This is a genomic window from Siphonobacter sp. BAB-5405, from assembly GCF_002872335.1.
Taxonomy (GTDB): Bacteria; Bacteroidota; Bacteroidia; order Cytophagales; family Spirosomataceae; genus Siphonobacter.
Window position 1 is genome coordinate 19514 of the sequence record NZ_NJAG01000036.1, and the last position, 13663, is coordinate 33176.

General features: G+C 49.6%; 8 protein-coding genes. 3 read left to right on the top strand and 5 right to left on the bottom strand.

Going from position 1 to position 13663, the window contains the following annotated elements:
* Nucleotides 1–232: 232 nt before the first annotated feature.
* Nucleotides 233–2104 carry a RagB/SusD family nutrient uptake outer membrane protein gene (locus BWI97_RS19555; RefSeq protein ID WP_102202430.1) on the bottom strand — a complete coding sequence of 624 codons (1872 nt, stop codon included), beginning with the start codon at nucleotides 2102–2104 and terminating at the stop codon, nucleotides 233–235.
* An 18-nt stretch (nucleotides 2105–2122) separates the two neighbouring features.
* A complete protein-coding gene (locus tag BWI97_RS19560; protein ID WP_094815483.1) occupies nucleotides 2123–5170 on the bottom strand; it encodes a TonB-dependent receptor in 3048 nt (1015 codons plus the stop codon).
* Nucleotides 5171–6311: 1141 nt separating this feature from the next.
* On the opposite strand from BWI97_RS19560, the gene BWI97_RS19565 reads away from it, so the two are divergent.
* The gene (locus BWI97_RS19565; RefSeq protein WP_094815481.1) at nucleotides 6312–7172 is read left to right on the top strand and encodes an AraC family transcriptional regulator; all 861 of its coding nucleotides are present in this window, start codon (nucleotides 6312–6314) and stop codon (nucleotides 7170–7172) included.
* Nucleotides 7173–7319: 147 nt separating this feature from the next.
* Here the strand turns inward: BWI97_RS19565 and BWI97_RS19570 are convergent, their stop codons facing one another.
* From BWI97_RS19570 to BWI97_RS19580, 3 genes are all read right to left on the bottom strand, one after another.
* Entirely contained in the window at nucleotides 7320–8456 is a 1137-nt protein-coding gene (locus BWI97_RS19570; RefSeq protein ID WP_102202431.1) for a PepSY domain-containing protein, read from the bottom strand.
* A 94-nt stretch (nucleotides 8457–8550) separates the two neighbouring features.
* Nucleotides 8551–10914: a TonB-dependent receptor gene (locus BWI97_RS19575; RefSeq protein WP_102202432.1), complete on the bottom strand. Its 2364-nt coding sequence runs from the start codon at nucleotides 10912–10914 to the stop codon at nucleotides 8551–8553.
* 317 nt (nucleotides 10915–11231) lie between these two features.
* Nucleotides 11232–11639 carry a hypothetical protein gene (locus tag BWI97_RS19580; RefSeq protein ID WP_102202433.1) on the bottom strand — a complete coding sequence of 136 codons (408 nt, stop codon included), beginning with the start codon at nucleotides 11637–11639 and terminating at the stop codon, nucleotides 11232–11234.
* A 305-nt stretch (nucleotides 11640–11944) separates the two neighbouring features.
* Here BWI97_RS19580 and BWI97_RS19585 point away from each other — a divergent pair, with 305 nt between their 5' ends.
* Together BWI97_RS19585 and BWI97_RS19590 are read left to right on the top strand one after the other, a co-directional pair.
* On the top strand, nucleotides 11945–12745 hold the full coding sequence (locus BWI97_RS19585) for an SDR family oxidoreductase (protein WP_102202663.1): 801 nt from the start codon (nucleotides 11945–11947) through the stop codon (nucleotides 12743–12745).
* A gap of 331 nt (nucleotides 12746–13076) precedes the next feature.
* A complete protein-coding gene (locus tag BWI97_RS19590) occupies nucleotides 13077–13652 on the top strand; it encodes a hypothetical protein (RefSeq protein WP_146010981.1) in 576 nt (191 codons plus the stop codon).
* Nucleotides 13653–13663 lie beyond the last annotated feature (11 nt).

The following is a 13663-nucleotide window of genomic DNA, read 5'->3' on the forward strand; positions in this document are numbered from 1 at the left end:
TAGGCCGAGCCTGGAGCTACTCATCAGGCTATCTTTTATTCCGTTGCGTTAGCCAGTTATTCCTGGGGTTGTTGAATGAATAGTAGCAGACCTTTTAAAACATCTTTCGGAACCTGTACAGGTTAAAGGAACAACTACTCTTCCTGGTAAATAAAAACGGCGAGACTCACTAACGTGTGTTGTCCCGATTACACACATCAGCGAGTCTCGCCAATAAAAAGAATTACTAAAATTACCAGCCGTAATTCTGCACCAGTTCACGGTTGACGTCCATTTCCGAAATCGGTATGGGCATCAGGTAATGGCGGTACTGGAAAACCCGGGTTTGCAGGGGTACGGGTTTATAGAATACCGCCAGACCGGCCTCCTGACTATTGATGTCCAGTCCCGTGGCCCGTAGTTCTTCCGCCATGGGCCGGGAATTGAGTCCGTGCACGGGGCCATTGTTTACGGTTTCTGCAATCAGCCAGCGGCGAACATCCCAGAAACGGTGGGCTTCAAACGCAAATTCTACGCGATTTTCGTTTTGGACCCGTTTACGGAAACCTTCCAGCGTCTGATCCGCCGCCAGAATGGGCAGGGCTGGCATGGAGACCCGAGCCCGAACGGTGTTGATTGCCTGGTAAGCTTCGGGCGTCGGTTTGCCATTGTATTCATTCAGGGCTTCGGCGTAGGCCAGGTAAAACTCGGCCAGTCGGAAAATCGGGTAATTACGGCGAGCCTCGGGTGACGTATTCCAGTTTCCAATATCCACGGCAGGATCGAGCCACTTGCGAATGGTATAGCCACTGATGGACGTTGTACCGCCCCCCTGCATGGGCCATCCGTTGGAACCGTTGGCCTGTCCATTCCCCCACCAGGCCAGTCGAATGGGTACTCGCGTACGAGCGGCCGCCCACATACTGTTTTGGTAGGAAATCGTTGCATAAAATCGCGGATCGCGGTCTTTGTAACGGTTGGAAATATTGGTGAGCGTCACCGAATTCGTCGTACCATCGGCTCCTACCATCGCTCCCGTCCAGGTGCCCGTTTCGGTATAACCCGAGGTAGGGTCAGTAATGGGCTTGCCATTTTTCATTTCATAGCTGTTGATCAGTTCTTCGAGCGGACTAAAATGCGACCACCCCCGAAACGCACCTCCATAGGGCAGGTGGTACTGTTCCATCATTCTGGTATTGGGGTGATTATAAGGCAGAATAGTTTCCTGCCATTCCCGGGTATAAAACAGCTTTTCGTAGCTATTGATCGGGTCGGTGGATGTGTAGAGTTTATAATCCAGATCCAGTACCTTTTTGGCCGCTTCGGCCGCCCGCAGCCATTTATCCCGGTTATACGTTTGGGAAAACAGAGCCTTGCCGTCCTTGTTAACCACACCCGCGTACTTGGTATTTCCGTTGAATAAGGGGCTTGCTGCATACAGCAGGGTCCGGGCCGCCAGGGCCAGGGCTGCTCCCTTGTTGGCCCGTCCGAGTTCACCGTCTGGATGATGGTCGGGTAATTTGCCCGCTACCTCATTGCATTCACTAACGATGAAATTTACGATTTCATCCGTTGAATTCCGGGCCACATAATATTCATTCTGATTGGTATAATCCAGCGAACGGGTAATCAGTGGTACAGCCCCGTAGCGTTTGAAAAGCTCAAAGTAAAACATCGCCCGAAGGAAGCGGGCTTCCGCCACGTACTGTGGAATCAGGACCGAGTATTTCGAACTTTGTTCGGCAGGAATGGGTACGGATTCAATTTTTTCCAGGAAGATATTTGCCTTGCGGATGTCCTGGTAGCGAGCTTCCCAGTTGCCGTAAGGATTATTTCCCGAATTCCAGGCACCCAGGTTATACTGTTCAGGTCCGGAGCCCGCGTACCAGTGAAAAATGGCTTCATCCGTCGCACAGGCTTCATCACTAATGTACTCGCCATTGTTACCAAATCCCGTAGGTAACTTGCTGTACAGGTGAGCCAGTACGTTATTGGCACTGTTGATGTTTGCCCAGACTTTATCTTCTGTAACCAGTTCCGAAGGCACTACGTCGAGATACTTCGTACAGGAAACGAACTGAGTCGCGGCAGCCAGGAAAAGGATTTTAATATATTTCTTTTTCATTTGTTCCGTGCTAAAGACTTATAAACCAATTGTTAAACCACCGTTGAAGACTTTTTGCTGGGGATAATTCCGCGAGTCGTTCGGAATTTCCGGATCGAAAATTTTCAACTTATCCCAGGTGATCAGGTTAATACCATTCACGAACAGGCGAGCCGTTTTAACGCCAATTTTGCTAAGGAGCGTTTTGGGCAGCGAGTAACCAATTTCTACGTTTTTCAGACGGACGTAATCGCGGGAAGTCATCCAGTAGGTCGAAATCTGATTGTTGTTAACGTTTTTGGAAGAGGACAAGCGGGGGTATTTGGCATTGGGATTTTCGGGCGTCCAGTAGTTATCTTTTACGTCCGCCATCACCCCTACATCACCGTCGAAAGGCCATATGGCATCCCCCGTCAACCAGACGTTACCACCGAATCCGCCCTGGAACAACACACTCACGTCCAGATTCCCGGTATTAACGCCGAAAGCAAAACCGGCCATCGTCGTGGGTACCGTGAGCTTCCCGTTGTAGGCCCGATCCAGTTCGTTGATGACGTTGTCACCGTTCATATCCTTGAACTTGATGTCCCCCGGAATGATGCGTCCGTACTGCGACTGGTCGGGACTGGCGTCAATCTCTTCCTGATTCTGAAACAGTCCCACCGCAATCATCGAATACTGTTCGTTGATGCTGCGTCCGGTGCGTTTGATGTAGGGACGATCCTGGTAACTCGGTTCATCCATTTGCAGGATCTTATTCTGGGCGTATGATACGTTACCCTTGATGAAGTAAGTGATGTTCCGGAAGCGTTTCCGCAACTGAGCTTCGAGTTCGAAACCTTTGTTTTCTACTTCACCCAGATTCAGGTACGGCAAGCTGGTAATACCCAGGGTGGCAGGAACCGTACCCGGCTGAGCCAGAATGTTATTCCGACGCTCGTAGAAGGCATCGCCCGTAAAGGTCAACGCATCGTTGAAAAAGCCCAGGTCCATACCCAGGTTGTATTTGAGGGCCTTCTCCCAGGTCACATTCGTCGCTCCCAGCATATCTTCTGCCGCACCGCCATACCCTACACCGTTGAAGTCTCTGCCGAACTGATACCCTCCGGCACTGAGTGACCAGGTACTTTGGTAGAGGAAGCGTCGCTGACCAATTTTATCGTTGCCTACGGTACCTACCGAACCCCGCCATTTAAAGAGGCTGACGAAGGACAATTCTTTCATGAAAGCTTCATTGGACATAATCCAGGCGGCGGACATGGAAGGAAACAGATCATACCGCCGACCCGCCGGGAAGTTTTCCGACCCGTTATAACCAAAGTTGACCTCAGCAAAATACGTATCGTTGTAGGCATACGTTCCTCGCCCCACAAAGCCGTTGTATTTGAACGGTAAGCCGCCAATGGCGTTGTTGTTGCCCACCTGGTCGAAATAGCTCTGCTGATTGTACAAAAGCATACCCGTCACGGCGTGTTTCTGGGCAAAAATCCGGTTGTAGTTGGCGTATAACTCCAGCCAGGTACGGCGGTTGCTATTCGCGGCTACATCGTAGGTAAGCGTATTGGTACCTTCCCAGATGCGGCGATACGTTCCTTTGGTCAGATCCGTCTCATTTTCATTGGCGAGTGAATACTGGTAGGTCCAGAGGTTTTTAATCCGACGCACATTCCGGTAACCATAGGAATCGAACGAAAGCCGACCCCGTACGCTCAGGCCCTGCGTAACGAAGGGAAGTTGCAGCGTAAAACCGCTGGTAGCCTGTAAGGTGTTCTCGAAATTCCGCTGGTACCCGCCCTGCGTCATCCGACCGTAGGGATTCGTGGCCTTGGAATCCAGCCCGGAAATACTGCCGTCCGGGTTAGTCATCGGATACAACCAGGGTTGCATGGATTGCAGGGCACCAAAAATATCCCCCGCACCAATGGGCGGAAAATTGTTATCCCGAATGATGCTCCCCAGGTTCAGTTCCATCACCAGGTATTTGTTGATGTCCAGGTCGATGTTCGAACGGAAGTTGTAGCGATTGGAACGAGCCTGAATATCGTAATCCTTGATCTGGTCGGCGAAATTGTAAAGGCCATTCTGACGCAGGTAGGAGAGGGAAACAAAGTGCCGTACGGAGCTGGTACCGCCCGAAACGTTGATATTGGCCTGCATCATCGTGGCGGAAGGTCGCAGCATTTCATCGAGCCAGTTGACGTTCGGATACAAATATTCGTACGCAGGCTTGCTGCGATCTCGGAATTTGTTGAGGTACTCGTCCGTATACATGGCTGAATTTTTGCCATCGTTATTCAGTGCCGTGCGGTACAGGGTCAGGGCATCGTAGGAATCCAGATATTTTGGTAAGCGGGTGGGCATCTGCACCCCCTGCTGTACGGTCGCCGTAATGCTGGATCGGCCTTCCGTACCCCGACGGGTGGTTACCAGTACCACCCCGTTGGCTCCCCTGACCCCGTACACAGCCGTAGAAGCCGCATCTTTCAGGATGGATACCGTGGCAACTTCATTGGCATCAATACTCCCAAACGACCGTTCGACCCCATCTACCAGAATCAGCGGACTCTGATTTCCGGTAAAGGTTGCCATCCCCCGAATCCAGAGTTGCGAGCCATCGTAGCCGGGTTCACCGCTGGTTTGCAGGGTGGTCAGACCGGGCAATCGTCCCGCCAGGGCGTTACTGAGGTTGGCAACCGGACTTTGCGTCAATTCTTTCGTTCCTACCGACGAAATCGCACCCGTAAGAGCCAGCTTTTTCTGCTCACCAAACCCAACCACGACGACTTCATTGAGGTCCTGTTGTTTATCAATCAGGGTAATGATATTCCGGATTCCCAATACCACCGCTATTTCGGCCGGCTGGTAACCTATGGCACTGACCTGTAGGGTATCGCGATCGTTGGCCCGTAGTGTAAAATCACCATTGGCATCAGAGATAGAGCCCCGGGTTGTTCCCTTGACCCGAATGGTAGCTCCGATGACGGGCGTCTTCGTGCTTGAAATCACGTGTCCCCTTAGCTCAGCAGTCTGAGCGGAACCAAATTGGGCACTCAACAAAAGGAGTGTAACAAACAGTAGATTTTTCATTCATTAGAAATTTGTTGAGGTGTGCATGCGATCGTGTTTAAGCTCGCACGGTTTGAATGGGCAATAGGTGGACACGCTCATTCCTGAACCTGAATGAGTCAATGAATCAGTCATTCGTTTCCTGTGCCGTCCGATGGCTATCGGCGGATGCGTTTTAGAAAACCAATGCTGTATTTCCTGCCGCCTGTTTAAAAAGCGGACATTTAAACTGAAATTCTAAAGGGAAGAATGTACTATCGTTCGGTTAGGTACTGTTCCGCTGTAGCGACCAAAGGCGGCCCAGGCTGATGTACATTTTTGGAAAAGTGTGCTGGGATACGGGGGCCTACTGACTCGTTGTTGAAAAAGTGTGCATAGGTATAGTAAAGTGAATGGTTTGGTGTTTGAATGGATAAATCGTACGGCTCTATAACGAAGCTTAAGTCAAATATAGAGGACGCCTTACCGTTTGATGCGTAGCGTTTTTATGGCTTTTGATACAATTTTCACTTCTTGGGGTAGCAGGCCATTTTTGTATCAATTTGAATAAGAATTATGCAGAAATTCTCAGATTTAAAACAGGTACTCTTTTACTTCTCCGCTCAAATTCGCTTCTCTTATTTGAATTAAAATAGCTCTTTCGAATATTTAGCCATACAGTATTTTGTGAATAGGTGTATACTCCAAAGGATATAAGTATCTTTTGACTTCTCAGTATAGGTTAGAATTGTATTAGTATTAGTGAATCTTTGAGATAGAGGCTTATCATCTTTCCACGAATTTTACCCTAAGGCTGTGCTGGGAAATTTAATTTGCTAGTAAAAGCGAACCTAAGGTTGGCTCATTTAAAGGCTCGGCGATGCATGAAATCAGGAGACTCGGGTAACGTAGATACATACACGGCCCGGCAGAAGTCGCTGATATTTATAACGTATTATTGTATACGTTATAGTGCTTAGCTGGCAAAACCAGTTTGGTTGCTTTGGATGTTTGATGGATTATCGCTGGAATGCCTGACTGTCGTAGAAAGGTGTCCAGCCAGATGAAGGCAAACTACTAAAACACCCTGAAATCTCCCGGTTACCAATCGCATTCCAGCTGATGAACAGCCTGCATCCAGTACACTTGCTCTATTCCTTCACATTCTATTCTTTTCATAGGTATGAAACCACTACTGTTTCGGGTACCCAGTGTGGATCAGCGGTCCTTCCGCATTCAGGTAGATGATGGCTCTGCCTTTTATGCTCAGTTGCATTTTCATCCCGAAGTACAATTGACTTTGATTGAGCGAGGCGAAGGAACGCTGATCGTGGGCGATCGGATTGATCATTTTCAGCCCTACGATGTGCTCCTGCTGGGCAGCAACCTGCCCCACGTACTTCGGAGTATTCCATCCGGCGGCCAGGAGCAGGATCGGGTTACGTCAACCAATCTCTTTTTTCTGGCTGATGCCATTGAGGAACACTGGATGCAATTTCCGGAAGTCATGCATTTGCAGCAACTCCTCCACGAGGCCAAATACGGGGTGCGACTTCGCTGTCAGGAAGATAATGCCCTGCTGGAAGAGTTTCGGAAGTTGCCCCAGCAACGGCCCTTCCATCAGTTTTTGTTTCTACTGAAGATTCTTGATAAACTGGTTAACGACGAAGGACGGGAAATTTTATCCCGGACCTCGTACGGTCGTCCCAGTCGTCCGAACGATCATTTCCGGCTGGAGCGGGTGTTTTCGTTTCTGTTACAAAACTACGCTTCACCCATTACCCTGGAAGACGTGGCGAACGTAGCCAACCTGACACCGGGTGCGTTTTGTCGCTTTTTCCGCCAGCATACCCGAAAAACCTTCTCTCATTTGCTCAACGAAATCCGGATTGAAAATGTATGCCGCCTGCTACGGGAGTCGAGCGAATCCATGAGTCAGATTGCGGAGTCCTGCGGGTATACGAATATGTCGAATTTCAATCGGCAATTTAAACAAATCGTCGGTATGCCGCCGAGTCAGTACGTTCGTACGTATCGGATGTAATGGGGTTTATGGAAAGATGATTTATCAGAAAGTCCGCTAATGCAAAAGGAGTGTGACAACTAGCACACTCCTTTTGCATTTCAAACAGACTTATAAACGTGAAAACTTATTAAACCTGGCTTTCCATGGCCAGTAACTTCTGTTCATCTAACGGATGGACTGAGCTTGAAAGGTAGGTGAACGCCTGGTGGGCTTTCGAATTCTTCGCCACGCCAGTAAAAAGCCCGTTACGGACAGTAAACCCGGCGTTAAGCCAATGATCACGTATAGGATTTTCACGGGCCAGCCGCCGTAATTGCCCACGTGCAGAGGGAAAAAAGTAGCCTCTATCCGCTCTCCCAGTGGTTTTTCTGACAGGCGATTCAGCGAAATCAGCTTGCCCGTCTGCTGATTGATTTTTACGGAATTCCCGCTGCCCCAGCCTTTCCATTGATCCTGCGTGTAGCCCCGAACTTCAAATGTTCGGGTGGGTTGCGTTGGCAAATACACGTAGGTCGGATCCAGGCCGGGAAAAGCCAGTAGGGCCTGCTGCAACATCCGGTCGGGGGATACCGAGAGAAGCGTGTTCGGTTTCGTGGGAATCGTTTCTGACCGCCAGCTTTTAGCCTGAAACGCAAACAAATTCATCCAGAAGCCCGTAAAGAAAATGACCACGTTGAGCAGTAAGGACCAGACCCCAACCACGCGATGGAGGTCTGAGCTGATCGTACGCCAGTTTTTTCGGTTGATTTTTACTCGAAAAGTCAGGACTCTCCAGATCATTTTTCGGTACACCACCAGACCCGTCAGCAGGGATACCAGCATGGTGAGACCAAAAACCGCCGTTAGAGCCGCTCCCGGTACGCCCAGCTGAAAGCTGAAGTGGAACTGCAATAGCCATTCGATGAAACTGGGCGTGAAATTAGCCGATGGCCCTTCCCGCAGGATGGCCCCGGTGTAGGGATCGAAAGAGATCAGGGCCAGATCGTAGGTAAAGAGACGTGTATCATTGAAATAGAGTCTGAAATTATACGCCTCGGTGGGGCCTGCATCGGGGTTGAGCCAGGCAATCCCGTCCAGATTGGGATACCGACGGGTGATCGTGTCGTAACACTGCTGCAAGGGCGAGGAGCGAGTACCCTGAGGCGTCACCTGCAACAACTCCCGATTAGCCCAGGCGTCCAGTTCGTGTCGGAATACCAGAATCGAACCGCTTAGTCCCAATACAAGTAGAAAAAGACCACTGATCAGTCCCAGCCAGCTGTGGACTTTAAAGAGCCTTCGCGTCAAATTTACTTTTCCCATAACTGGTAAAATTCAAAAATAGGGTTGCTCGTTTTTTTAAGCCAACAAGTATGCATAGATCCGGGCTTCTGGATGGAAGCCCGGATGGATACGTTTACCACAACTGATAACCAAGGCCGATCCGTACGTTGAATGGATCACCTAATCCACCCGTGGTGGTACTCGACCGACTTCCGATGAAGTAGTGTTTGTTCGTCAGATTATAGGCATTGATTTGAAGTGAATACCGACTTTTTTGGTACGAAAGAGCAGCGTCGAAAACGGTGTAGTCTGGGAAAATGAAGTTCTGGTTGCTTAACAGGCCCACCTGATCGCTTACGTAGCGAACCCCCGCCGCAATCCCCCATCCTTTCAGTACGGGAATCGATGGCGTGTACTTCGCCCAGAAATTGGCAAGGTGTCGGGGGGCGTTGGCAAAACGGTCCCCCTTTTTTCCGTAGCTACTCGTACTGATTAACACGTGGTCATTGAAGGCGTACCCGGCAATCAGACTCAGGTTTTTTAAATGACCAGCTAAAGAAACTTCCGCCCCCCGACTGCGGGTGCCGTCAATGGCTGCCTGACGGTGAGAGTTTTCTTCCGTTGGAGCCGCCGTCAGAATATTGGCATAATTGATCTGATAGAGGGAAAGGGTAGCCGAAAGCCGCTTATTGAACAAATCCGCTTTTGACCCGAGTTCGTACTGCGTCGCTTTTCGGGTGGGAAAGGGACCGCCGGCCCGTACGTTATTCGACGTCTGGGGATTGAACGACTTGACGTACGTCCCGTAGAGGGATACCTGGGGTAGCGGCAGGTACACCAGACCTACTCGCGGAATCCAGCCCGAAGCCTGTAGGGCATCGCCCTGCTTGTTGTCGCGATCCGAAAGCGGGGTTTCTTTGCCGTTATAGCTATCGTACCGTAAAGAGAGTAGAACCTTGAGCTTTTCCCCCAAACTAAACTGATCCTGTAGGTAGGCACCCACTAAATTAGTCACGCGTCGGTTATCGTCGGATTCTTCGGCGGGTGTTGAAGCGGCAGGTACGCTATTCGAATAATCCGGGTTGAAAATAGAAATGCGGGTGGAAAGTTTGTATTGATAGTCATTCTGCGTCCAGCCGTAGCGGTTGTAATCCGTACCGCCCATGAGTTGATGGCCGATAGCCCCCGTTTTTGCCGTATAGCTAACAAAAGCTGTGGTTTGCAGACTGAATCGATCCGTTTCCCAATCCTGATACGCCCGGCTGATTGAATCATTTCTGATTCTTCCCAGCGGAATGTGGTCGGTATAATCGAGCACATTCCGAACGGCCCGTTCAACCACGGTCAGTTTGAGTTTGTTGCTGAATTGGTGGTTGAAGGTTAAAGTCGCGGAGGCGTTATCGGTGCGGCCGTAATCCGTCGGGCTTTGAATGGTCAGATGATTCGGGTAGCGGTTGAAATCAAAAGTACCGTCTGGTCGCGTATAGATATAACTACCGTTGTCGTATTGCTGGACGGCCTTCTGGTGAGCGTAGTTGAGCTCTAACGCTAACGAAGTCTGATCGCTGAAAAAGTAGGTCAGGGAAGGAGCGATGAAAAGATTCTCTTTGTCCTGGTAATCCCGAAAACTCTTCGATCGATCGTAGCCGACAATGGCCCGGTATAAAAGCTTTTGATTCCGGGACAACGGACCCGTGAAGTCAACCGAGGCTCGCCGAAACGCCCAGCTGCCCAGGGATACATCCACACTCGCCCGTTTCTCGGCCAGGGGTTGCTTCGTGATAAAGTTGATGACGCCACCCGGCGAGCCTTCGCTAAACAAGGCTCCTGAAGGACCGCGAAGCAGTTCGACCGATTCGATATTGTACAAAAGTGGTTGCTGACTCCAGAGGAACAGGTTACCACGAACGCCGTTATAGAGCAAAAAGCTGGCATCATTGGGCGAATAGGCCGTAAAGCCCCGGATTTGAAAGGACCCGTTGCCATTGTTGGCTTTCATCCCTGTAAAGACACTGGAAATTTCATTGAGTGTAAAGGCCTGTCGGTCCCGCAGAACCGCCGAAGAAACCACCTGTATGGACTGCGGCGTTTCCAGCAACGGCACATCCATTCGCGTAGCCGTAGTGGATTTGAGTACCTGATACGCATTTCGGGAGGTGCTGATCACGACTTCCTTCAGTTCCTGTCGGCTTTCGGAGAGCTGAAGGTTTAGAAAGGGATTTTTTCCGGCGACGATCCGAATGTGCTGGGTGTAAGCCGTGTAGCCAACGTTGGATACCACGAGTACATACGTTCCCGCCGGAATGGAGGAGAGGTTGAACAGCCCTTCCGCATCGGTAAGGGTACCGAATCCCGTGTTTTGTAAGGTAACCGAAGCCCCGGCGACAGCTTCATGCTGGAAGGTGACGATACGACCTTTGAGATTTCCCTGGTCCGACTGGCCATGGGACGTAACGCTTAGAAACAGGCACAGAAAAAGAAGGATATATGTTTTCATGAATAGATAAGAAAGGGGATCGATCCATTCGACGTGCGTGCGAATGAAATCCTCCCGTAGAATTCAAAGGGAGAGTAAAAGAAGGAACTTACCTTACACAGATACAGGAAGCTCCGAAGCTTCTTCGACAAAGGCATCGACCAGCGTAGAATCGTCGGTTTTGAGAAAAACCGTGAATCCTCTACAGCCATTCCAAGCTGTACTACAACATGATCGTTCTAAAGACGACTAGTGAACGAATCATCAGTGAATTACAATCCAATCGAAAGCGTTGGACTGAAAACTAAAAACCGACAACAGCAAACTAAAAAAAGCCCTTATGCGAAGAAAGAGACAAGCTTGGGAGGGCGAAAGATGTCCGTGGGTAGACTGGAAGGGAAGAAACTCGTGTACGCCGGAGCGGGCACTACCTGCCAGAAAACGTAAGCGGAGGGTTTGAATGAAATGACGAGCTCGGAAAGTTCCGCGGGCATTTCAAGCAGTTGGGATAAAAAGCGTTGGCTGGCCTGTTTTTCCTCGGAATCCTGCGTAGCCTTTAATTTTTTAGCCAGATAACAGGTACCATCGCAGTGCAATTCCGGACGAGATCGGTTCTCGCACAGGTACGTTTTGATGTACTCCTGACGCAGACTGAAATCCAGAAAAACCATCGGCACCACCAACGTCCTCACCAGCAAAAGGCCGGTCAGAAAGACAACGCTAATGGATTTGATGAAAGGAGGCATGGCGGCAAAGGTAAGGCCCGCGTTCGGCTTATTTCCAAAAAAAAGGGTCCGACTTTTGAAAATTTTGCTCGAAACGTACCTGACGGTCTAGCCTAAACGTGTAATACGTACTTAGAGAATGAGACTTTGAAATCCGTAATCCAGCCTGAACCTGCCGCTTACCCACGGCCTTTATTCCAGTCTTCAAAACGGATGGTTGATGAAAATAACCCGTCTTTGGATACAAACCGGCAAGGACTGCCCTACATTTAATCCATGATTCATACCTTTTGGATCGTCCGTTTACGAATTTTCCTCCGTTTCAAATGTCTAAGGTTATATTAATTACAGGGGCTTCTTCGGGCTTAGGGGAGCAAATCGCAACGTATTTGGCTGGTAAAGGATATCAGGTCTATGGCACGTCCCGATCCATTGAACGTCAGACCAAGCCGTTCAAAACACTGAATATGGACGTTTGCGATTCGACCAGTATTCAAAACGCCCTGGAGCGGATTTTGAAGGAATCGGGTCGCCTGGATGTGCTCATCAATAATGCCGGACTGGGCATTGCCGCTCCCCTGGAGTACTTGCCCATCGATGAATTTCAACGCGTGATGGATACAAACTTGATGGGAAGTTTACGTACCATCCAGGCCGTTCTGCCTACCATGCGAAAGCAGCAAAAAGGGTACATTATCAACATCTCATCCATCGCCGCCGAAGCGGGTCTGCCCTTTCGAGGGGGTTACAGTGCTTCGAAATCGGCTCTGGATCGACTGACTGAAACGTTACGGCTGGAGCTGACTACGTATGGCGTACAGGTTTGTTCCATCCAGCCCGGCGGCGTGAAGACCGATATCAACAAGAATCGAGTCAAGGCAAAACTGGCGGATGACAATATTTACAAACAGGATTTTGATCGTACGTACCAGATGATTGACGAAAGTGTCGATCAGGGCATTAGTGCCGACGTGTTTGGACCCTTGGTAGGTTCTATCATTGAAAGTCCAAACGTAAAGCGAATCTACCGGATTGGAAAACCGCTTGAAAAACTCTCGGTCCTGCTGAAACGAATCCTACCCGAATCGACCTACGAACGGATGATACGGAATCATTATAAACTTTAGGTTCGTATGCCGAAGGACTACGTGTTAGCGTAGCGTTAGTAGTAGCGTATAGAAATGGGCTAAAGATTCCCTCTCAGTTGTATACGCTTACTATTTTGCTTTACAGAAAAGCCATTCGGTTTGAAGGGTTGTATCTTGTGCTGTTCAATGGGATACTTTGGTTCAGTAGAAGGCGAACAAGGAGCGTATTACAAGTTAAACGCCAGATACTTACTAGCTTGAACAAATCATGAGCACAATCTTACATATCGCAGAATGCATCGGTTTTCCAGCAGGTCTGATCGCTTATGAAGCACAACAAACGGTTTGATACACGCCTGAGTGGTTTGAAATGAGAAGATATACATACGGATTATTCACCCTTTTTTGCCTGTTATCCACGTCCGCCTACAGTCAGTTCGGGCTGTATGTGCACGGGGTGGGTACGAAGTCCTCGTGGCAGGATGAAAAGTTCAGCTACGGCGTCGGAGCTGCTGCGAAAGTACAATTAGGCAAAGTAGCCATTGGTGCCGCGGCCAAATACCTGACGATGCCCAGCATCAGCTCTACCCAGTCATCCTTCCAGCAAAAAAATACAGTGGTTCCGTTGACGGGTTTAATCGAGTACTCGTTTACCCGGGGAGTCATTCGCCCGTACCTGGGTGTGGAGGCGGGTAAGTACCAAATCAAAAGCCGGATTACCAGCCAGAATGAGCGTGAACTCACCTATGGCAGTGATCGGTTTGGCGTGGCCCCGAAACTGGGAATTGTTGTATCGCTGATCGGAATTGGGGTGTTTGCCGAAGGTAGCTATCACCGCATTATGGGCAGTGAGCAGGAGGTAATTAGCCCTGGTTCTACGGTTGTCTGGGTAAACCCAAACGCATTCTGGACCGTTAATATTGGCCTTAAGTTTGGATTGCTTTAAAGGAAAACATC

What these genes read in the sequence shown, in the direction of transcription:
- BWI97_RS19555 (WP_102202430.1), bottom strand. Translation starts at nt 2,104, where the DNA reads ATGAAAAAGAAATATATTAAAATCCTTTTCCTGGCTGCCGCGACTCAG.
- BWI97_RS19560 (WP_094815483.1), bottom strand. Translation starts at nt 5,170, where the DNA reads ATGAAAAATCTACTGTTTGTTACACTCCTTTTGTTGAGTGCCCAATTT.
- BWI97_RS19565 (WP_094815481.1), top strand. Translation starts at nt 6,312, where the DNA reads ATGAAACCACTACTGTTTCGGGTACCCAGTGTGGATCAGCGGTCCTTC.
- BWI97_RS19570 (WP_102202431.1), bottom strand. Translation starts at nt 8,456, where the DNA reads ATGGGAAAAGTAAATTTGACGCGAAGGCTCTTTAAAGTCCACAGCTGG.
- BWI97_RS19575 (WP_102202432.1), bottom strand. Translation starts at nt 10,914, where the DNA reads ATGAAAACATATATCCTTCTTTTTCTGTGCCTGTTTCTAAGCGTTACG.
- BWI97_RS19580 (WP_102202433.1), bottom strand. Translation starts at nt 11,639, where the DNA reads ATGCCTCCTTTCATCAAATCCATTAGCGTTGTCTTTCTGACCGGCCTT.
- BWI97_RS19585 (WP_102202663.1), top strand. Translation starts at nt 11,945, where the DNA reads ATGTCTAAGGTTATATTAATTACAGGGGCTTCTTCGGGCTTAGGGGAG.
- BWI97_RS19590 (WP_146010981.1), top strand. Translation starts at nt 13,077, where the DNA reads ATGAGAAGATATACATACGGATTATTCACCCTTTTTTGCCTGTTATCC.